The organism is Amycolatopsis benzoatilytica AK 16/65 (assembly GCF_000383915.1).
Lineage (GTDB): Bacteria > Actinomycetota > Actinomycetes > Mycobacteriales > Pseudonocardiaceae > Amycolatopsis > Amycolatopsis benzoatilytica.
This window is the reverse complement of the sequence record NZ_KB912942.1, coordinates 8,531,350-8,549,967: the sequence shown is the minus strand read 5'-3', so window position 1 is coordinate 8,549,967 and position 18,618 is coordinate 8,531,350. Positions and strand designations below refer to the sequence as shown.

At 69.5% G+C, this 18,618-nt stretch carries 19 protein-coding genes; 7 read left to right on the top strand and 12 right to left on the bottom strand.

Annotation, left to right across the window (positions count from 1 at the left end):
* Position 1: 1 nt before the first annotated feature.
* The 4 genes from AMYBE_RS0140020 to AMYBE_RS46560 all read right to left on the bottom strand — a co-directional run bounded on the left by AMYBE_RS0140020 (position 2) and on the right by AMYBE_RS46560 (position 2,167).
* Positions 2 to 760, bottom strand: coding sequence for an ABC transporter ATP-binding protein (locus AMYBE_RS0140020; RefSeq protein WP_020665036.1), 759 nt, complete (start codon positions 758 to 760; stop codon positions 2 to 4).
* The gene (locus tag AMYBE_RS0140015) at positions 757 to 1,149 is read right to left on the bottom strand and encodes a DUF1048 domain-containing protein (RefSeq protein ID WP_020665035.1); all 393 of its coding nucleotides are present in this window, start codon (positions 1,147 to 1,149) and stop codon (positions 757 to 759) included. The genes AMYBE_RS0140020 and AMYBE_RS0140015 overlap by 4 nt, the downstream gene beginning before the upstream one ends.
* A gap of 3 nt (positions 1,150 to 1,152) precedes the next feature.
* The gene (locus AMYBE_RS0140010; protein ID WP_020665034.1) at positions 1,153 to 1,488 is read right to left on the bottom strand and encodes a PadR family transcriptional regulator; all 336 of its coding nucleotides are present in this window, start codon (positions 1,486 to 1,488) and stop codon (positions 1,153 to 1,155) included.
* A 172-nt stretch (positions 1,489 to 1,660) separates the two neighbouring features.
* Positions 1,661 to 2,167, bottom strand: a complete 507-nt coding sequence (locus tag AMYBE_RS46560) for a hypothetical protein (RefSeq protein ID WP_245573337.1) — start codon at positions 2,165 to 2,167, stop codon at positions 1,661 to 1,663.
* 6 nt (positions 2,168 to 2,173) lie between these two features.
* Here AMYBE_RS46560 and AMYBE_RS0140000 point away from each other — a divergent pair, with 6 nt between their 5' ends.
* Positions 2,174 to 2,785 (top strand): DUF4291 domain-containing protein, encoded by a 612-nt coding sequence (locus tag AMYBE_RS0140000; protein WP_034287666.1) that lies wholly within the window; start codon positions 2,174 to 2,176, stop codon positions 2,783 to 2,785.
* A 366-nt stretch (positions 2,786 to 3,151) separates the two neighbouring features.
* Positions 3,152 to 6,859, top strand: coding sequence for a multifunctional oxoglutarate decarboxylase/oxoglutarate dehydrogenase thiamine pyrophosphate-binding subunit/dihydrolipoyllysine-residue succinyltransferase subunit (locus tag AMYBE_RS0139995; RefSeq protein WP_084470315.1), 3,708 nt, complete (start codon positions 3,152 to 3,154; stop codon positions 6,857 to 6,859).
* Positions 6,860 to 7,064: 205 nt separating this feature from the next.
* Here AMYBE_RS0139995 and AMYBE_RS0139990 read toward each other — a convergent pair whose 3' ends face one another.
* Complete coding sequence (locus tag AMYBE_RS0139990; RefSeq protein ID WP_027928532.1) at positions 7,065 to 7,517, bottom strand: nitroreductase family deazaflavin-dependent oxidoreductase; 453 nt, start codon at positions 7,515 to 7,517, stop codon at positions 7,065 to 7,067.
* Between the two features lie 214 nt (positions 7,518 to 7,731).
* Between AMYBE_RS0139990 and AMYBE_RS0139985 the strand changes: the two genes are divergently transcribed.
* Both AMYBE_RS0139985 and AMYBE_RS0139980 read left to right on the top strand, forming a co-directional pair.
* Entirely contained in the window at positions 7,732 to 8,259 is a 528-nt protein-coding gene (locus AMYBE_RS0139985; protein WP_020665029.1) for a GNAT family N-acetyltransferase, read from the top strand.
* Positions 8,256 to 8,531, top strand: a complete 276-nt coding sequence (locus AMYBE_RS0139980) for a hypothetical protein (RefSeq protein WP_020665028.1) — start codon at positions 8,256 to 8,258, stop codon at positions 8,529 to 8,531. The genes AMYBE_RS0139985 and AMYBE_RS0139980 overlap by 4 nt, the downstream gene beginning before the upstream one ends.
* A gap of 1 nt (position 8,532) precedes the next feature.
* Here the strand turns inward: AMYBE_RS0139980 and AMYBE_RS0139975 are convergent, their stop codons facing one another.
* Genes AMYBE_RS0139975 through AMYBE_RS0139960 form a run of 4 tightly spaced genes read right to left on the bottom strand, consistent with a single transcriptional unit; the run spans position 8,533 to position 11,901 of the window.
* Complete coding sequence (locus AMYBE_RS0139975; protein ID WP_020665027.1) at positions 8,533 to 9,408, bottom strand: ABC transporter substrate-binding protein; 876 nt, start codon at positions 9,406 to 9,408, stop codon at positions 8,533 to 8,535.
* Positions 9,409 to 9,419: 11 nt separating this feature from the next.
* Positions 9,420 to 10,124: an ABC transporter permease gene (locus AMYBE_RS0139970; protein ID WP_020665026.1), complete on the bottom strand. Its 705-nt coding sequence runs from the start codon at positions 10,122 to 10,124 to the stop codon at positions 9,420 to 9,422.
* Entirely contained in the window at positions 10,121 to 10,813 is a 693-nt protein-coding gene (locus AMYBE_RS0139965; RefSeq protein ID WP_020665025.1) for an ABC transporter permease, read from the bottom strand. Before AMYBE_RS0139965 ends, AMYBE_RS0139970 begins: the two co-directional genes overlap by 4 nt.
* Positions 10,813 to 11,901 (bottom strand): ABC transporter ATP-binding protein, encoded by a 1,089-nt coding sequence (locus tag AMYBE_RS0139960; RefSeq protein WP_020665024.1) that lies wholly within the window; start codon positions 11,899 to 11,901, stop codon positions 10,813 to 10,815. Before AMYBE_RS0139960 ends, AMYBE_RS0139965 begins: the two co-directional genes overlap by 1 nt.
* 94 nt (positions 11,902 to 11,995) lie before the next feature.
* Here AMYBE_RS0139960 and AMYBE_RS0139955 point away from each other — a divergent pair, with 94 nt between their 5' ends.
* Positions 11,996 to 13,420 carry a bis-aminopropyl spermidine synthase family protein gene (locus tag AMYBE_RS0139955; RefSeq protein WP_020665023.1) on the top strand — a complete coding sequence of 475 codons (1,425 nt, stop codon included), beginning with the start codon at positions 11,996 to 11,998 and terminating at the stop codon, positions 13,418 to 13,420.
* A 142-nt stretch (positions 13,421 to 13,562) separates the two neighbouring features.
* On the opposite strand, the gene AMYBE_RS0139950 is transcribed toward AMYBE_RS0139955, so the two are convergent.
* Positions 13,563 to 14,744, bottom strand: coding sequence for an NAD(P)-dependent malic enzyme (locus AMYBE_RS0139950; protein ID WP_020665022.1), 1,182 nt, complete (start codon positions 14,742 to 14,744; stop codon positions 13,563 to 13,565).
* Positions 14,745 to 15,116: 372 nt separating this feature from the next.
* Here AMYBE_RS0139950 and AMYBE_RS0139945 point away from each other — a divergent pair, with 372 nt between their 5' ends.
* Positions 15,117 to 15,725: a dTDP-4-dehydrorhamnose 3,5-epimerase family protein gene (locus AMYBE_RS0139945; protein WP_020665021.1), complete on the top strand. Its 609-nt coding sequence runs from the start codon at positions 15,117 to 15,119 to the stop codon at positions 15,723 to 15,725.
* Here the strand turns inward: AMYBE_RS0139945 and AMYBE_RS0139940 are convergent.
* Both AMYBE_RS0139940 and AMYBE_RS0139935 read right to left on the bottom strand, forming a co-directional pair.
* Positions 15,722 to 17,341 (bottom strand): GMC oxidoreductase, encoded by a 1,620-nt coding sequence (locus AMYBE_RS0139940; RefSeq protein WP_020665020.1) that lies wholly within the window; start codon positions 17,339 to 17,341, stop codon positions 15,722 to 15,724. The genes AMYBE_RS0139945 and AMYBE_RS0139940 overlap by 4 nt on opposite strands.
* Before the next feature lie 123 nt (positions 17,342 to 17,464).
* On the bottom strand, positions 17,465 to 17,941 hold the full coding sequence (locus AMYBE_RS0139935) for a hotdog fold domain-containing protein (RefSeq protein ID WP_020665019.1): 477 nt from the start codon (positions 17,939 to 17,941) through the stop codon (positions 17,465 to 17,467).
* Positions 17,942 to 18,027: 86 nt separating this feature from the next.
* On the opposite strand from AMYBE_RS0139935, the gene AMYBE_RS0139930 reads away from it, so the two are divergent.
* Positions 18,028 to 18,618, top strand: a complete 591-nt coding sequence (locus AMYBE_RS0139930) for an acid phosphatase (protein WP_020665018.1) — start codon at positions 18,028 to 18,030, stop codon at positions 18,616 to 18,618.

Sequence of the window (18,618 nt, the reverse complement as noted above, 5' to 3'; positions counted from 1 at the left end):
CTCACTCGGTAGCGCCGTTGCCGACGAGGGAGAAGAAGACGTCCTCGAGCGTCGGCTGCTTTTCCACGTACTCGACCTTCGCCGGCGGCAGCAGCTGCTTGAGCTCGGCGAGCGTGCCGTTTACCAGTACCCGTCCTTCGTGCAGGATCGCGATCCGGTCGGCGAGGCGCTCGGCTTCCTCCAGGTACTGGGTGGTCAGCAGCACCGTGCCGCCCTCTGCGGCGAGTTCCTCGACCGCCTGCCAGACCTCGTTGCGCGCCTGCGGATCGAGCCCGGTGGTCGGCTCGTCGAGGAAGATCACCGGCGGATTCCCGATCAGGCTCATCGCGATGTCGAGCCGCCGGCGCATCCCCCCGGAGTAGGTCGAGACTTTCCGGCCCCCGGCGCCGGTCAGCGAAAACCGCTCCAGCAGCTCGTCGGCGATCCCGCCCGGGTTCTTCAGATGCCGGAGCTTGCCGACCAGCACCAGGTTTTCGCGCCCGGTGAGGATCTCGTCCACCGCCGCGAACTGCCCGGTGAGGCTGATCGACTCGCGCACCCGCGCCGCCTGGCTCGCCACGTCGAACCCGTTCACCTCTGCCTGCCCTGCGCCGGCTTTGAGCAAGGTGGACAGGATGCGCACGACCGTGGTCTTGCCCGCGCCGTTGGACCCGAGCAGCGCGAAGATGCTGCCGCGCGCGACCTCGAAGTCGACTCCGCGCAGCACGTCCAGTTTCCCGTACGACTTTTCCAGCCCGCGCACCCGGATCGCCGCGGTCACAGCGCACCGCCGGCGGCGCGGTCGATCGCTTCGGCCAGCCGGGCTCGTTCGCGGGCGATCCAGCTGCCTTCGGGATAGTTGCGGAGAAACACCTCCGCGAACTCGACCGGATCGTCGCCGACGATGTCGCGCACCGACGTCCCGTCGGCCACGGCCTGCTCGAACAGGTCGGCGAGATCGTCCAGCATCGTCAGGTGATTGTCCGACGTGCCGGGCCCGAAGTACTGCAGATACCGCTGCAACGCCTTGGCCGCGGTCCGGTGATCGGACGGCAGGTCCTCAATCCGCGCCTTGTAGCGCCGGTAGCGCTTTTTGTCCTCCAGAGATCCGGTGATCGCCTCCAAGTACCGGAGATACCGGTTCTTGACTTCCCCTGCTTCCGTTTCCATGGCTCACTCCCCTGTCCCCGCGCCCCGAAGCCGCTCGAGCCGGTCGGCGAGAAACGTCCAGTTCCGCCAGAACTCGCCCAGGCTCTCCCGTCCCCGCGCGTTCAACGAGTAGACCTTCCGCGGCGGCCCCTTCTCGGACGGGACCTTCTCGACGTCGACGAGACCGCGTTGTTCGATCCGCACGAGCAGCGCGTAGACCGTGCCCTCGGCGATGTCGGAGAACCCCTGCTCCCGCAGCCACGCGGTGATCTCGTAGCCATAGGCGGCCCGCCCGGCGAGGACCGCCAGGACGATGCCTTCCAGGGTCCCCTTGAGCATCTCCGTCGCCTGCCTGCCCATCGGACGCCCTTCAGCTATCTAGTAACACTGAGTACTAGTAGATAGTAACACTGAATAGCGAGGGCTGGGCAAGAGTTTCCGGGCAGCGCGCAGCGGCCGGGCGGCACGCGAAGCGCACCGCCCGGCTCGTCAGGCTCTCCCCAGGTACCGCCGCCGGACTCGTCAGGCGGGCTCAGGCATCGGCTGACACCGGCTGGCACTGGCCGGCCGGGTACGGCAGTTCGCGCCACTGGAGGTCGGCCCATCCCGCGGAAGCGACGTCAGCGGGTTCGGCCCACCGGGTCGTTCCAGGCCGGACGTGCGTGTCCGGACCGACCGACCAGTCCGGCGCCTCCGGCTCGACGTGCTCGAACTCCTCGATGCCGTCCGGAGTGCGCCACACCACAGTGCAGGAATCGCACATCAGCACGACGGTGCCGTGCTCGGTCACGACCGGGCGAATCAGGCCCTGATCCCAGAACGACGGACATTCGACCAGCCACATCGCGTCACCACCGCCTTGCTCGCCGGAACCCGCCGCCGGCCCGAGACGGGCCGCAGCCTTCCGACAGCAGAGCAGCGCGCCGTGAACGAGCCGCGACGACGGCCCCAACGCCGCCGGAACGGGCGCCGACGATCCCGGATGCAGTGCCGGGCCGCCGGTAATCGCGTCGAACTCGCCGCGCACGCCTGTCACCATCGCCGGATGCAAGACCGCATACCCGCCCGGCAGATCCGAGCGGTGCACACCGACACCACCATCACGGTGTATCAGGCTTACCCGCGCGAGATCGCCGGACCCGCGCTGGCCGCGGGCACCTTCGTCGCCCCGTTCAAACGGGAACGGATGACCTGGATCAAGCCGTCCTTCCGATGGATGGCCTACCGCTGCGGCTGGGGCCAGAAGCCGGGCCAAGAACAAGTCCTCGCCCTGGACCTCACCCGCGACGGCTTCGCCTGGGCGCTGGAACACGCCGCGCTCAGCCACTACGACGCGAAGTTCCACGCCAGCCAGCAAGCCTGGCGAACCGAGGTCCGGACGAGCCCGGTCCGTATCCAATGGGACCCGGAACGGGACCTGTACCACCGGCCGCTGCCGCACCGCAGCCTGCAGATCGGCCTCAGCGGAGAAGCCGTCGACCGTTACGCGGACTCCTGGATCACCGGCATCCGCGATGTGACGCCGGCCATGCACGCGATCCGGGGCCATCTCGCGGCCGGCCGGGTCGCCGAGGCCGAACGGCTGCTTCCCGGGGAGACCGTCTATCCGCTGACTCCGGAGCTGGCCGCGTCGATCGGGGCGGACGTCTCGCACTGACCGCGCAGCCGGCGGCTGTCCCGGTGAGCGAGATGCGGCCCTTCCCCTTCCGGCTCGCCGGAAGCCCCGCGCCAAACGACCGAGCCCTCCGCCATTCGTCGACCATCCGTTCGACGTCCGGCCGATCCGCCGTCTTATTTCCGTCGTTCCGGCACTACGAACGGAGGGATTTTCGCCGGTTCTCTCGCCTCGGACAGGAGCCGCCAGCAGGACTTGATCGAGTCAGTGACCGGGTCGGTGGCCGACGCCCGAGTGCGCCACGCCTCACACAAGCCAGTTCGATCACACGTCTGTTATCAAGGGGGTTAGCCTGGTAGGCGCATTACCCCGATTCAAGATCGAGACGGATAGAGGCGAGCCCAAGCCGTGTCCAGCAGCAGCCCTGCGTCACAATTCGGCCCCAACGAGTGGCTGGTCGAGGAGATGTACGACCAGTTCCTCGCGGATCCCCAGTCGGTAGACGCCGCCTGGCACGATTTCTTCGCCGATTACAAGCCCACTGCCAGCGGAAACGGCACCCCGGCGGCAGCGAACGGCGGATCCGCCGCTCCAGCCGCCAAGCCCGCGCCCGCCCCGGCGGCGAAGGCTCCGGCCGCCCCGCCCGCTCCGGCTCCGGCCGCGAAGGCCGCGCCCGCCCCGGCTGCCACCGCCCCGGCTGCCAAGGCCCCGGCCGCCGCCCAGCCCGCGGCCCCGGCGCCCGCGGCGAAGGCCGCCGCCCCCGCCGCGAAGCAGGAGCCCGAATCGAAGCAGCTGCGCGGCGCGGCCGCGGCGATCGCCAAGAACATGGACGCCTCGCTGTCCGTGCCGACCGCGACGAGTGTGCGCGCCGTCCCGGCGAAGCTGATGGCGGACAACCGCATCGTCATCAACAACCACCTCAAGCGCACCCGCGGCGGCAAGATCTCCTTCACGCACCTCATCGGCTACGCCATGGTGCGCGCGCTCCGCGACTTCCCGAACATGAACCGGCACTACCAGGTGGTCGACGGGAAGCCGTTCGCGATCACGCCGGAGCACGTGAACTTCGGTCTCGCGATCGACATGAAGGGCAAGGACGACTCCCGCACTCTCGTCGTGGCCTCGATCAAGGCCACCGAGAACATGACCTTCATGCAGTTCTGGCAGGCCTACGAGGAGATCGTCAAGAAGGCCCGCACGAACAAGCTCACCGCGGACGACTTCGCGGGCACCACCATCTCGCTGACCAACCCGGGCGGCATCGGCACCAACCACTCGGTGCCGCGGCTGCAGGCCGGCCAGGGCGCGATCATCGGCGTCGGCGCGATGCAGTACCCGGCCTCCTTCGAGGGCACCAGCGAGAAGACCCTGGTCGACCTCGCGGTCAGCAAGATCATGACGCTGACCTCGACCTATGACCACCGGATCATCCAGGGCGCGGAGTCCGGCGAGTTCCTGAAGCGGATCCACGAGCTGCTGCTCGGCGAGGACGGCTTCTACGACGACGTCTTCACCAGCCTGCGGCTGCCCTACGAGCCGATCCGCTGGGTCGCCGACATCCCGGAAGGCCCGGTCGACAAGACCGCGCGCGTCATCGAGCTGATCGACGCGTTCCGGATGCGCGGCCACCTGATGGCCGACACCGACCCGCTGAACTACCGCCAGCGCAGCCACGCCGACCTCGACGTGCTGTCCCATGGCCTGACCCTGTGGGACCTGGACCGCGAGTTCCCGGTCGGCGGCTTCGCCGGCCAGGAGCGGATGAAGCTGCGCGACATCCTCGGCGTGCTGCGCAACTCGTACTGCCGCACGGTCGGCATCGAGTACACGCACATCCTCGACCCGGAGGAGCGGCGCTGGATCCAGGAGCGGGTCGAGATCCCGCACGAGAAGCCGGACCCCGCCGTCCAGAAGTACGTGCTGTCGAAGCTCAACGCCGCCGAGGCGTTCGAGACCTTCCTGCAGACCAAGTACGTCGGCCAGAAGCGGTTCTCGCTGGAGGGCGGCGAGACCGCCATCCCGCTGCTGGACACCATCCTGGACAAGGCCGCCGAGCACGAGCTCGACGAGGTCGTCATCGGCATGCCGCACCGCGGCCGGCTGAACGTGCTGGCGAACATCGTCGGCAAGCCGATCAGCCAGATCTTCCAGGAGTTCGAAGGCAATCTCGACCCGGGCCAGGCGCACGGCTCCGGCGACGTGAAGTACCACCTCGGGGCCGAGGGCAAGTACTTCCGGATGTTCGGCGACGGCGAGACCAAGGTGTCGCTGGCGTCCAACCCGTCGCACCTGGAGACCGTCGACCCGGTGCTCGAGGGCATCGTCCGCGCCAAGCAGGACATCCTCGACAAGGGCGGCGAGGGCTACACCGTGCTGCCGGTCCTGATGCACGGCGACGCGGCGTTCGCCGGTCAGGGCGTCGTGGCCGAGACGCTGAACCTGGCGCTGCTGCGCGGCTACCGCACCGGCGGCACCGTGCACGTGATCGTCAACAACCAGGTCGGGTTCACCACCGCGCCGGAGCACTCCCGCTCCAGCCAGTACGCCACTGACGTGGCGAAGATGATCGGCTCGCCGATCTTCCACGTCAACGGCGACGACCCGGAGGCCGCGCACTGGGTGGCCAAGCTGGCCGTCGACTACCGCGAGGCGTTCCACAAGGACGTCGTCATCGACCTGATCTGCTACCGCCGCCGCGGCCACAACGAGGGCGACGACCCGTCGATGACGCAGCCGGCGATGTACGACATCATCGACGCGAAGCGCTCGGTCCGGAAGACCTACACCGAGTCCCTGATCGGCCGCGGCGACATCTCGGTCGACGAGGCCGAGGCCGCGCTGCGCGACTTCTCCAGCCAGCTCGAGCACGTTTTCAACGAGGTTCGCGAACTGGAGCGGCACCCGGCGAAGGCGAGCCCGTCGGTGGAGGGCGAGCAGCAGATCCCGGCGAAGGTCGCGACCGCGGTCACCCGCGAGGTCGTGGAGCGGATCGGCGACGTGTTCGTCGACCTGCCCGAGGGCTTCACCCCGCACCCGCGGGTCAAGCCGGTCATGGAGCGCCGGCACAAGATGTCCCGCGAAGGCGGCATCGACTGGGCGTTCGGCGAGCTGCTCGCGTTCGGGTCGCTGGCGATGGAGGGCCGCCTGGTGCGGCTGTCCGGCCAGGACTCCCGCCGCGGCACCTTCACCCAGCGGCACTCGGTGTTCATCGACCGCAAGAACGGTCAGGAGTACTCGCCGCTGCAGCACCTGGCCGACGGCCAGGGCCGCGTGATGATCTATGACTCCGCGCTGTCGGAGTACGCGGCGGTCGGCTTCGAGTACGGCTACTCGGTGGCGAACTCCGAGGCGCTGGTCATGTGGGAAGCGCAGTTCGGCGACTTCGTCAACGGCGCGCAGACCGTGATCGACGAGTACATCTCCTCCGGCGAGGCCAAGTGGGGCCAGCGCTCGGATGTCGTGCTGCTGCTGCCGCACGGCCACGAGGGCCAGGGCCCGGACCACACGTCCGGCCGGATCGAGCGCTTCCTGTCCCTGTGCGCGGAAGCGTCGATGACCGTCGCGGTGCCCTCCACCCCGGCGAACTACTTCCACCTGCTGCGCCGGCACGCCCTCGACGGCATCCAGCGTCCGCTGATCGTCTTCACCCCGAAGTCGATGCTGCGGAACAAGGCCGCGACCTCGTCGGTCGAGGACATCACCGGCCAGAGCCGGTTCATGTCGGTGATCGACGACGCCACGCAGGACCCGGCGAAGGTCCGCAAGGTGCTGCTCACCTCGGGCAAGCTCTACTGGGAGCTGGTGGCCGAGCGCGCGAAGCGCGGCGCCGACGACGTGGCGATCGTGCGGATCGAGCAGTACTACCCGCTGCCGAAGAAGAAGCTGCTGGCCGCGGTGGAGCGCTACGCGAACGCGAAGCAGATCCTCTGGGTCCAGGAGGAGCCGGAGAACCAGGGTGCGTGGCCGTTCTTCGGGCTCAACCTGCCGCGCAAGTTCCCGGAGGTTTTCGCCGGCCTCGACGTGTCGGCACGGCGCCCGATGGCCGCGCCGTCGGCTGGCTCGTCCAAGGTGCACGAGGTCGAGCAGAAGGCGCTGATCGCGAAGGCGTTCGACTGATCGGTCGGGTTGTCGCCGGAGGCCGCCGCAGGATTTTCCTGCGGCGGCCTCCGCCGTTCCGGCCCGCCGGTCTCCATGCACCCCGTCCCGTCGCCCTCGTCTCTCGCCTGCCGTCACTCGCCTGCCGTCCGTGAAGGGCCCCTTCAGGGACTTAGATTCCCGCAAGGGGCCCTTCACGGACTTTCGGCGTGCCCAGGCGACCGTCCTAGCCCGCGGCCTCGATCCGGAAGACCGCGATCCTCGCCGCGGCCGCCGCCACCCCGTCCGGTGTAGGCGATTCCGCCAGCCCCGTCGTCACGTACCGCTTTCCCACGCTCGGCGGCCCGGACGCCACTACCTCCCGCAACACCGGCCCGCGTTCGGCGACCGGCACCTCCAGGAACCGCACCCGCCGCGACCGCCGTCCCCGCGACAGCGTCCCGGCACCCGCGGCCCGGATGTTCGCCACCCAGGCCGCCTTCGGGAACGCCTGGATCAAGTACTGCTCCCCCTGCACCTTCAGCACCGCCAGCGGGAACGTCCGCGGTTCGCCGCTGCGCCGTCCCGGCACGGTGAGCAGCTCCATCGGCCCGAACGCGAGCCCGACGCGCTGCAGTGCGGTGACGAACCGGTTGATCGTGTTGACCTTGCGCCGGTATCCGGCTGCCTTCGTGTCCATGGCTCCGAGCATACGCCAAACTAATACGAGTTTCATATCATCTGAAATTCAAATCCATACCTTCCGGTTATGCCCGGTTCGCCGTCCGGCGGCGAACCGGGAGCGGGTGCTGCTGGCGGAGCAGTGCCCGGAACCTCGGCGGCGCACGTCGTCCGGAACGCCAGACCGCCGAAATTCGATTCCCCGGCCACCGCGGTTCCGGGACACTGCCCCCATGCTGATCCGCCAGGCCACCGCAGATGACGCAGCGGCCGTGCACGCCGTCCACACCGCCGCGTTCCAGGCGCAGAACGCCGGGGTCACCGGTGAGATCCCGGAGGCCAGGCTGGTCACCGAGCTGACCGCGGACGGCGACCTGCTCCCGGCGCTCTCCCTGGTCGCCGTGCTCGACGGCGAAATCATCGGCCACGCCTGCTCCAGCCCGGCTCAGCTCGGCGACGACCCGGACGTCGCGATCGGCTTCGGTCCGCTCGGCGTCCTGCCCGGCCGGCAACGCGGAGGCGCGGGCTCCGCTCTGATGTACGCGACGGTCGGCGCGGCCAACGCGCTCGGCTACGGCCTGATCGTGCTGCTCGGCGACCCCGGCTACTACTCGCGGTTCGGCTTCGTCCTGGCGGACACGCTCGGCATCACGCCGCCGGTCGCGGAATGGGCACCGTACTTCCAAGCGCTGCCGCTGGCGAACTACGCCAAGGAAAACCGCGGCGCGTTCCGGTACTCGGCGGCCTTCGAACGGCTATGACCTCGGACGAGACCGAGTACGTCGAGTACCTGGAAGGCGAGCGCCGCCGCTTCGCCTGGGTGATGCGGCACTACGGCGGCAAGTCGGCGAAGGAAGCCGAAGCGGCCGCGCTGGACGCGTATCCGTACGAGGCCGCCGACAACCCGTATCGCGGGCTGGTCTTCCACGACGAAGCCTGGCATTGGGCGATGCTGCAGATCCACCCCGGCTACTACTGGATCGACCATCCGGAGCTCGCGCGGCCACCTGAGGAGTACGACGCGCTGGACTGAGCTACGCCTGCAACCCGTTGCGCCGCAAGAACTCCTCCGCGATGTCTTTCGCGTTGCGCTTCTCGTCGGTGTACTGCACGTTCAGCTCGGTCAGCTGGTCAGTCGTCAGCGCCGCCGAAACCCGGTTCAGCGCGGCCGTCTCGGCCTCGGTCAACGTGCCCTTCGCGACCAGCGGCACGATGTTCTGCGCGGGGAACATGAACTTGTCGTCCACCAGCGGCACGAACCCGTTGGACTTGATCGTCGCCGAGGTGCTGAACAGGTCCGCCACCTGCACGTCGCCCGATTTCAACGCGGCGACGGTGACCGGCCCGCCGGTGTCGGTGGTGCGGATTTCCTTGAACTCGCAGCCGTACAGCTGCTTGATCCGGTCCTTCCACCGGCTGCTCCACTGCCCCGGCCCGCCCATCACCAGGTCCTGGCACCGCGGCCCCAGATCGGAGAACGTCTTCACTCCGGAGTCGGCGAGCGCCTTGCCCACCACCAGCAAGTCCTTGTCCTGCGCGGGCGACTGGGCGAGCACTTCGAACCCGGCCGGGATCTTCTGCTTCAGCTGGGCGTACACGTCCTCCGGCGTGGTCGCCGAGGTGTTCTTGTCGAAGTACCGCAGCAGGTTGCCGCTGTAGTCCGGCACCACGGACAACGACTTGTCCTGCAACGCTTTCACCACGACCTCGCGGCTGCCGACCGGCGGCCGCACGGTCACGTTGCGCGCGCCGGCGCCGCGCAGTGCGCCCGCGTAAATCTGGGCCAGCAAAGAGCTTTCGCCGACATCGGACGCGCCGATGATGATGTCCCCGGCGCTGCCGCCCTCACCGCCGCCGGCCAGTGGATTCCCACACGCCGTCGTCAGCAGGGCCAGGCCCGCCACCAGCATCCCCCACCGTTTCACGCTGCTCCTCCCGCGGCCACCGCCCGGCCGGACGCGGCCTGCGCCGCCAGCCGGACGCCCTTGGGCACCAACGCCCGTTGCGCCGCGGCCAGCAGCAGGTCGACCACGATCGCCAGCAGCGCGGTCAGAATCGCACCCGCGACAACCTCGGTGTAGTCCAAAATGGCCAGTCCGTCGAGCAGGAACCGGCCGAGGCCGCCCAATCCGACATACGCGGCCACCGCGGCCGTGGCGATCAGCTGCAGTACCGCGTTGCGGATTCCGCCCAGCACCAGCGGAAGCGCGATCGGCACCTCCACCTGCCACAGGCGCTGCCAGCCGGTCATCCCGATGCCCTGCGCGGCGTCGATCACCTCGTGCTCGGCCGCTTGCAGCCCGGCGTAGGTCCCGGCCAGCACCGGCGGGATCGCCAGCACCACCAGCCCGATGACGGTCGCCGTCGTGCTCTCGGTGAAGAGCAGGAACAGGAACGTGACGAGCCCGAGCGTCGGCAGCGCCCGAATCGCGTTGCCCACGCTGACCAGCACGATCCCGCCGCGCCCGGTGTGCCCGACGAACAGTCCGATCGGGATCGCGATCACCAGCGCGATGGCGAGCGCCAGCACGACGTAGCCGACGTGCTGGGCGAGCCGGTTCCCGATGCCGTCCGGCCCCGCCCAGTTCGCCGCCGTGGTGAACCAGGCGAAAACGTCCCCGATCATCCGGCCCCCTCCTCGACCGGCGCGCGGCCCGCTCGCTCCCAAGGCGTCAGGAGATTGCGCAGCAGCACCAGCAGCAGGTCCACGACGAGCGCGAGCAGCATCGTCAGCACGATGCCGACCACGATCGGCGAGAAGTACTCCCGCTGGAACCCGTCGGTGAACAGCACGCCGAGCGCGCCGGTGCCGATCAGCGCGCCGACGCTCACCAGGCTGATGTTGCTCACCGACGCCACTCGCACCCCGGCCGCCAGCACCGGCACCGAAAGCGGCAGTTCGACGGTGAAGAACCGGCGCGGTTCGCGGTACCCGATCGCCGTGGCGGCCGCGACGATGTGCGGCGGCACCGCTTCCAGCGCGTCCAGCACCGGCCGCACGAGCAGCGCGGTGGTGTAGATCGTGAGCGCGACGAGCACGTTCACGCTGTCCAGGATCTTCGTGCCGATGATGCCCGGGATCACCACGAACAGCGCCAGCGACGGGATCGTGTACAGCAGGTTCCCGACCACCAGCAGCACGCTGCGGGCGGGCCGCCAGCGGTGCCCGAGCCAGCCGAACAGGATCGCCGCCGCGATGCCGGCGACCAGCGGGACCAGCGCCAGATAGACGTTGGCGAGCAGGTCGCGGAGGATCTCGCCGCGGTTGTTCGCGCTGGAGAGGTACCGGCCGAGCTCACCGAAGAAGCCGCCCATCAGGACGCCTGCGGGGAAGCCTCGATCACATCCAGCACCTGGTGCGCGACCACCGTCCCGAGCACTCGCAGCTCGTCGTCCACCACGACGCCGAGACTGGCCGGTGACGACAACGCCGCGTCCAGCGCGCCGCGGATCGGCGTGCCCTGCACGTACAGGGAGCCGCCTGCCACCAAATCTGTTTCGGCTAGCGGACCATCCACTCTGGAGCCGGGCGGCAGCCAGCCGCGCGGCTGTTTGTCGTCGTTCACCGCGAGCAGCCAGCCCGCCGACGGACCGTCCACTGTGCTCCCCAGCTCGACGGTGTTCGCGGGCGAGACCTCGACGCCGCTGGCGGGCAGGAAGGAAAGCCCGCGGTAGCCGCGGTCGCGGCCGACGAACGACGCGACGAAATCGTCCACCGGATGCCGCAGCACCTCGGCCGGAGTGCCGTACTGGGCCAGTTTCCCGCCGACGCGCAGCACCGCGACCTTGTCGCCGAGCCGCACCGCCTCGTCGATGTCGTGCGTGACGAACACGATGGTCTTGCCGAGCTGGGACTGCAGCCGCAGCAGCTCGTCCTGCAGACCCTCCCGGACCACCGGGTCGACCGCGGAGAACGGCTCGTCCATCAGCAGCACCGGCGAATCGGCGGCGAGCGCGCGGGCCACGCCGACCCGCTGCTGCTGGCCGCCGGAAAGCTGCGCCGGATACCGCTTGCCGAGCTCGGCGGGCAGGCCGACCGTTTCGAGCAGCTCGCCCGCGCGGGCGCGTGCCTTGCGCTTGTCCCATCCAGACAGCAGCGGCACGGTGGCGACGTTGTCCAGCACCGTCCGGTGCGGGAACAGGCCGGCGTGCTGGATCACGTAACCGATGCCGCGGCGCAGCACCGCCGGATCGCCCTCGCTGACGTCCTTGCCGTCCAGCAGCACCGCTCCGGACGTGGGCTCGACCATCCGGTTGATCATCCGCAGCGACGTCGTCTTGCCGCAGCCGGACGGACCGACGAACACGGTGATGGTGCCGTCTTCCACGGTGAGCGAGAGGCCGTCGACCGCGACGGTGCCGTCCGGATAGCGTTTGACGACGTCTCGGAATTCGATGGCCACAGACTTCTCCCCACGTCGGTGCAAAGTCCGACGGTAGCCGACTCGCGCGGGCTTGGCAGCCTGTCTCGCGGCGTGGCCATTACTCTCGGACCCTGTGACCGCACTAGACGACGTCCTCGCCGCACATGGCGCCGCCGTCCGCCCGCTGTACGACGTGCTCGGCCTGCTCCGCAGCGGTTCCTGCGAACTGGCCGACCTGGTGCGGCTCACCGCGGCTCCGCGACGAAGCGTCGAAGACCTGCTGACCGCACTCGAACCAGACCTGGAACGGTCGGCCGCCGGCGTGCGGATCGCCCCCGCCGCCCGCGAGTCCTACGCCTCCTACGCACTGCCGGAGCTTCCCGACCCGCTCGACGCGGCCGTCGCCGCCCACCCCGCGCTGCTCACCCTGCTGGCCGAGCGGATCGCCGCGGTCCCGCCGCCGCTCGCCGCACTGGATCACGTGCAGGCGACCGCGGAAACCGTGCTGCGCCGCGCGTTGTGGCTGAATTCGCGCTACGACCTCCGCCGCAGCAAGGTGTTGTTCCTCGGCGACCACGATCTGACGTCGCTCGCCGTGCGCGCGGTCCGCCCGGAGGCCGAGCTGACCGTCGTCGATCTCGACGAGCGCGTTCTGTCCTACCTGGACACCACCGGCGAGCGCGACATCTTCACCGCACACGCCGATCTGCGCGTCGGCCTGCCGCCCGCGCTGCTCGGCAAGGCGGATCTGGTGTTCAGCGACCCGCCGTACACGCCGGAAGGCATGGGCCTGTTCGCCGCCCGCGCCGTGCAAGCGCTGCGGGAACCGACCGACGGCCGGATTCTGCTGGCATACGGCTACAGCCCGCGCCATCCGGCCTTGGGCGCGCAGGTGCAGCGCTCGCTCGCCACCTTGGGCCTGACGTTCGAAGCGATCCTCCCGGACTTCAACCGCTACACCGGTGCTCAGGCGATCGGCAGCGCGGCGGACCTCTACGTCTGCCAGCCGACCGCCAAGGCGAAGAAGTCGTTCGCGCGCAAGGGAAGTTCGGCGATTTACACGCATGGCCCGCAGTCGGTCGAAGCGGCCGGGACGAAACCGGGCCTGCTCGCCGCGGTCCGGGAGATCGCCGCCGAGGGCGGCCTCGCACTGGAAACCCGCCCCGTCGGCTGGGCGACGTCCGGCCCGGAAGGCGACGCGATCGCCATGGACCTCTCCGCCGACCCCGGCCCGTGGCTCCTGCGCACTCTGCTGGGCACGAACGCCCGTCGGCTCGCGCTGCTGGTGCCGAACAACCACCCGGACCTCGCGGACGCGGCCGCGCAGGCAGCGCTGACCGGGCTCATTTCGGACAAGTACCGCCTGCGGCTGCTGCGCAGCAACCCGGACAACCGACACGCGATCGTGGTGGCGGACCTGGTGGACCATCCGTCGGAACTGCTGACCCGGGCGCACGCCCGGCTGGGGAACGCGGCGTTGCACGTGCCGGCGGAGCTAGCGGACCTGCGCCTGGTCGACGTGCCACGGCACCGGCTGGCGGAGCTGCTGCCGGGCTGAACGGGCAGGTGGAGCTGTCCGTGAAGGGCCCCTTGAGGGACTTGGATTCCGGTAAGGGGCCTTTCACTGACGTTGGCAACGGGTGGCGTACAGAAAGGCTCCCCGGCACCGAGCGCCGGGGAGCCTTTCCAAGATCAGCTGCTCAGCCGACGACGCCGTCCGAGACCGCGGCCTTGGCCACCGCCTCCGCCACCTCCGGCGCGACCCGCGGGTCCAGCGGACTCGGCACGATCCGGTCCCGCCCGAGGTCGTCCGAAGCCACCGCGACGATCGCGTCCGCGGCCGCCAGCTTCATGTTCTCCGTGATCGCCCGCGCGCCCGCGTCCAGCGCGCCGCGGAACACGCCGGGGAACGCCAGCACGTTGTTGATCTGGTTCGGGAAGTCGCTCCGGCCGGTCGCGACGATCGCCGCGTGCCGGGCGGCGACGTCCGGGTGGACCTCCGGGTCCGGGTTGGACAACGCGAACACGATCGAGTCGTCGGCCATGGTGGACAGCAGGTCGGGGTCGATCGTCGCGCCGGACAGGCCGAGGAACACGTCCGCGCCGCGCAGCGCTTCGGCCAGCCCGCCGGTCAGGCCCGCCTTGTTGGTGGTTTCCACCAGCTGGCGCTTGATCGGGTTCAGGTCCTCGCGTCCGGCGTGCACGATGCCGCGCGAGTCGAGCACCGTCACGTCCGCGACGCCCGCCGCGAGCAGGATCTTCGCGCAGGCCACCCCCGCCGCGCCGGCCCCGGACACGACCACGCGCTCGCCGGCGATGTCGCGGTCCAGCACCAGGTTCGCGCCGCGCAGCGCGGCGAGCGTGACGATCGCGGTGCCGTGCTGGTCGTCGTGCATGACCGGGCAGTCCAGCGCCTGCTTGAGCTTGTCCTCCAGCTCGAAGCAGCGCGGCGCGGAGATGTCTTCGAGGTTCACCGCGCCGAACGACGGGCGCAGCCGGACCAGCGTCTCGACGATCTCGTCCACGTCCGTGGTGTCCAGCACCAGCGGGATCGAGTCCAGGCCGCCGAAGGTCTTGAAGAGCACCGACTTGCCCTCCATGACCGGCAGCGAAGCGCTCGCGCCGATGTCCCCGAGCCCGAGGACTGCGGTGCCGTCGCTGACCACTGCCACCAGCCGGTCCGCCCAGGTGTAGCGCTTCGCCTTGGCCGCGTCCTCGGCGATCGCGCGGCTCACCTTCGCCACCCCGGGCGTGTAGGCGATCGAAAGGTCGCGCGGGTCGGAGATCGGCCGCGTGGCGGCCACCGAGAGCTTGCCGCCCTCGTGCCCGGCGAAGATCTCGGCGTCGGTCACGGCCGCTGCGCTGCTGGCCTGGTGGGGCATCGGTGTTCCTGTCGTAGGGATGCCGGAAACGGGCGGATGGGTCTGGGTCATCGAAGGTACTCCTGGGACTGCGAGCGGGGGACCACCTGGTCAACGGGCGAAGGCGTGCCCGTCCCGGGTGGGAACTCGTCCTCCGTACGGCAGCCCAGCGCGGTAGCGCCGGCCTGTCGGCGAAACGTCTCAGCGGCCATCCGATCCGTGGGGTGTGGCGATGGCTGCGGACGCTGCGGTCTGTCAATCATGACAGGCCCCCTGCCGCCGCCGACCCCTCGGTGCGGCTCATGTCACAGATTCGCCATTCCCAAGACGTCCGTCCGGTTTCGTAAGCAGTTCCCGCGAACCTCCGGAAATCTGCTCGATAAGGTGAGCCTCATGGACTTTCGCCCGCTCAAGGTCGCCGACACGTTCGAGTTCGTCCCGCGCCTCTTCCCGGACGAGCGCGGGCTGTTCGTAGCGCCGTTGCAGGAAGAGGTCTTCGTCCGGGCGACCGGGCACCCGATGCGCGTCGCGCAGACGAACCACAGCGTTTCCCGCGCGGGCACCATTCGCGGCGTGCACTTCGCGGACACCCCGCCCGGGCAGGCGAAGTACGTCTACTGCCCGTCCGGCGCGCTGCTCGACGTAGTCGTGGACCTGCGGGTCGGCTCGCCGACCTTCGGCGAATGGGACGCGGTGCGGCTCGATTCGGCCGGGTTCCGCTCGGTGTACGTGGCCGAGGGGATCGGGCACTCCTTCATCGCGCTGGAGGACGACACCGCGATGGCCTATCTCTGCTCGGAGCCCTACAACCCCGGCGGCGAGCACGGGATCAGCCCGCTCGACCCGGCGCTCGACCTGCCCTGGCCGGCCGGACTGACTCCGATCGTGTCCGAAAAGGACAGTGCGGCGCCGACCCTGGCCGAAGCACTCGACCAGGGCCTGCTGCCGCGTTACGAGGACTGCGTGGCGCACTACGAAAAGCTGCGCTCGGCGCACCGCTAAGCGCGCACGCCGTCCTCGGCGATGACCCGTTCGACATTGCGCTCGGCCAGCGCGGTGATCGTCACGAACGGGTTCACGCCGGTGCTGCCGGGGATCAGCGAGCCGTCGGTCACGTACAGGTTCTGATATCCCTTCACCCGGCCGTAGTCGTCAGTCGCCTTGCCCAGCACCAGACCGCCGAGCGGGTGGTAGGTGAACCGGTTCTCGAACGGCCGGGTGTCGCCGAAAAGGTCGTAGCGGTAGATCGTGGCGTTCGCCTTGTTGATCCGGTCGAACAGCGCTTTCGCCGCGTCGATCGACGGCTGGCCCTGGTCGGCGGTCCACTGCAGCTTCGCCGAATCCGAGGCGGCGTCGTAGGTGAAGTGGCCGCGTTCCGGGTTCTTCGTGATCGCCAGGTACAGGCTCACCCAGGTCTCCAGCCCGGCGGGCACCGGCGCGATCTCGGCGAACACCGGGTTCGTCGGGTTGTCCCAGTCGTCGATGCCCAGTGCGGGCATCCCGGACTGCAGGCTGCCGGTGGTGTCCCAGACGTGGTTGGCGCGGCCGAGCATCACGTTGCCGTTGGTGCCCCAGCCCTGGCCGACCTCGTCGTTCAGCTTCGGCAGGCGGCCGGTTTCGCGGGCGCGCAGCAGCAGCTCGGTGGAGCCGAGGCTGCCCGCGCCGAGGAACAGGTGCTTGGTGTTCACGTGCTTGGTCGCGAGCACGTTGCCCAGCGCGTCGGACTGGCGCACGGCCAGCGTGTAAGTGCCGTCCGGCTGCTGGATGATCTCGCGGACCTCGTGCAGCGTCTGGATGGTGACGTGCCCGGTGCCGAGCGCGGCGGCGAGGTAGCTCTTGTCCAGCGAACGCTTGCCGTGGTTGTTCCCGTAGATCACCTCGGACGCGAGCGCGGAACGCTCGACGGTGCCGGCTTCCTCCTTCTTCAGGTACTCGAAGTCGTACACACTGGGCACGAAAGTGGTGGTCAGGCCGGCCTTCCGCGCGGCTTTCCGGGAGACGCGGGCGAACTGGTAGGACTTGCAGGTCTCGAACCACTCCGGGTCGATGTGGTTCACGCCAAGGCCGGCGTTGGCGCGCGGGTAGTACTTGCCGTACATCTCGTCGGCGTCCACCCGCGGCAGGATTTCTTCGAAGTACGAACGCTTCGGCTGCACCGCCATCGCGCCGTTCACGAGCGAGCCGCCGCCGACGCCGCGGCCGACGTACACCGACATGTCGCCGTAGTTCACCCGGTCCAGCACGCCCGCGTACCGGTTGATGTCGTGGTTGGCGATGTCCAGCCACAGGAACGACGCGAGCGGGGCCTCGGTGCGCTTCTTGAACCACATCGAACGCTGGTCGGGCTTCAGCATGTCGCAGAAGACCTTGCCGTCCGGGCCGGGCTCGTTCCACAACTGGCCCATTTCGAGCATCAGCGTGGGCACTCCCGCCTCACCGAGCCGCAGCGCGGTGACCGCCGCGCCGTACCCGGTGCCGATCACCACCGCGGGCGAAAAGTCGGGCAGGGGCACCGAGGTGGCAGCGCGGGCGCTCGCCGTCGAAATGCTGGTCAGTCCGAGGGCCGCGGCGGAGTTCAGCGCGGCGAGGCCGAGGAATCGGCGGCGGTTGAGGGGCATCGGAGCATGCTGGCCCGGTGCCGCGCGCCCTGACAAGGTCAAGGCGAACAGTATTCGCGTTTGCCCAGTAAACGGTGTTAAGTTTCACCCGACCGGGGCAGCTCGCGGTGCCGGATTTGCCGGTCAGGCCGCTTTCCGGGGGGTGACCCACACCGTGATCGTCGCGGTCACCACTTCGGTGCCGGCCTTGTCCACGATCCGCACCGGAACCGGAAGATCGAATCCGGCGTCGCCGAACTCGGGCAGCTCGGGCAGTTCCGCGATCGCCCGCAGCCCGGTCTCGGCCTTCGCGACGTAACTCACTTCCATGCCCTTGGGCAGCCAGCGGTGCGTGTCCGGCACAGTGGCCTCGGCCAGCATTCCCATCGCGATTTCGGCCAGGTTGCAGGCAGCGATCGCGTGGAAGGTGCGAATGTGGTTGTGGACACCCCACCACTTCGGCGCGGCGACCGTGCAGTGACCGGGCCGCAGCTCGCGAACACTCGGCAAGACGGTGCCGAAGTAGGGCACCCGCAGGCACATGGCGGCGGAAAACAGCTGCTTGCCGCCGGGTTTGGCGACCAGCTTGCGCCACAGCGCGTACGTCGAGGGCGAACCCATCAGCACCTCCCAGGTGAAGTTACTCACGAGTAGCCAAGCATACGACGGACCTGCCGGGCAAACCCGCCCCGGCTATATTCGGCCGCGTGGCACATCGGCTCTTTCTCCTCCGGCACGGCCAGACCGAATGGTCGTCGAACGGCAGGCACACCGGACGCACCGACATCCCGCTGACCCCGGCCGGCGAGGAACAGGCACGCGCGGCGGGCGGCACCCTGCGCACCCTGCTCGGCGGTCCCGGGCTGGTGCTGTCCAGCCCGCGCACCCGAGCGCTGCGCACGGCGGAACTCGCCGGGCTGCGCGTGGACGAGGTCGCCGACGAACTCGCCGAATGGGACTACGGCGACTACGAAGGCATCACCACCGCGACCATCCGCGAAACCGTCCCGGACTGGACGGTGTGGACCCGCCCGGTCCCCGGCGGCGAAAGCGTGGCGGACGTCCAGGCCCGCGCGGACAAGGTGCTCGACCGAGCCCGCCGCGAGATCGAGAACGGCGACGTGGTCCTGGTGGGACACGGGCATTTCAGCCGTGTGCTCGTCGCGCGCTGGCTCGGCCTGCCCGGCACCGCGGGTGTCCACTTCGGACTCGACCCGGCCGGCCTCGCGGTGCTCGGCGACGAGCGCGGCGAACCGCAGATCGAACACCTGAACCTGCTGCCCGCGTTGGAGGGATGA

Coding starts and splice junctions, on each gene's coding strand:
- AMYBE_RS0140015 (WP_020665035.1), bottom strand. CDS start 1,149: ATGGAAACGGAAGCAGGGGAAGTCAAGAACCGGTATCTCCGGTACTTG.
- AMYBE_RS0140010 (WP_020665034.1), bottom strand. CDS start 1,488: ATGGGCAGGCAGGCGACGGAGATGCTCAAGGGGACCCTGGAAGGCATC.
- AMYBE_RS46560 (WP_245573337.1), bottom strand. CDS start 2,167: ATGGTGACAGGCGTGCGCGGCGAGTTCGACGCGATTACCGGCGGCCCG.
- AMYBE_RS0140000 (WP_034287666.1), top strand. CDS start 2,174: ATGCAAGACCGCATACCCGCCCGGCAGATCCGAGCGGTGCACACCGAC.
- AMYBE_RS0139990 (WP_027928532.1), bottom strand. CDS start 7,517: ATGGACACGAAGGCAGCCGGATACCGGCGCAAGGTCAACACGATCAAC.
- AMYBE_RS0139985 (WP_020665029.1), top strand. CDS start 7,732: ATGCTGATCCGCCAGGCCACCGCAGATGACGCAGCGGCCGTGCACGCC.
- AMYBE_RS0139980 (WP_020665028.1), top strand. CDS start 8,256: ATGACCTCGGACGAGACCGAGTACGTCGAGTACCTGGAAGGCGAGCGC.
- AMYBE_RS0139975 (WP_020665027.1), bottom strand. CDS start 9,408: ATGCTGGTGGCGGGCCTGGCCCTGCTGACGACGGCGTGTGGGAATCCA.
- AMYBE_RS0139970 (WP_020665026.1), bottom strand. CDS start 10,124: ATGATCGGGGACGTTTTCGCCTGGTTCACCACGGCGGCGAACTGGGCG.
- AMYBE_RS0139965 (WP_020665025.1), bottom strand. CDS start 10,813: ATGGGCGGCTTCTTCGGTGAGCTCGGCCGGTACCTCTCCAGCGCGAAC.
- AMYBE_RS0139950 (WP_020665022.1), bottom strand. CDS start 14,744: ATGCCCCACCAGGCCAGCAGCGCAGCGGCCGTGACCGACGCCGAGATC.
- AMYBE_RS0139945 (WP_020665021.1), top strand. CDS start 15,117: ATGGACTTTCGCCCGCTCAAGGTCGCCGACACGTTCGAGTTCGTCCCG.
- AMYBE_RS0139940 (WP_020665020.1), bottom strand. CDS start 17,341: ATGCCCCTCAACCGCCGCCGATTCCTCGGCCTCGCCGCGCTGAACTCC.
- AMYBE_RS0139935 (WP_020665019.1), bottom strand. CDS start 17,941: ATGGGTTCGCCCTCGACGTACGCGCTGTGGCGCAAGCTGGTCGCCAAA.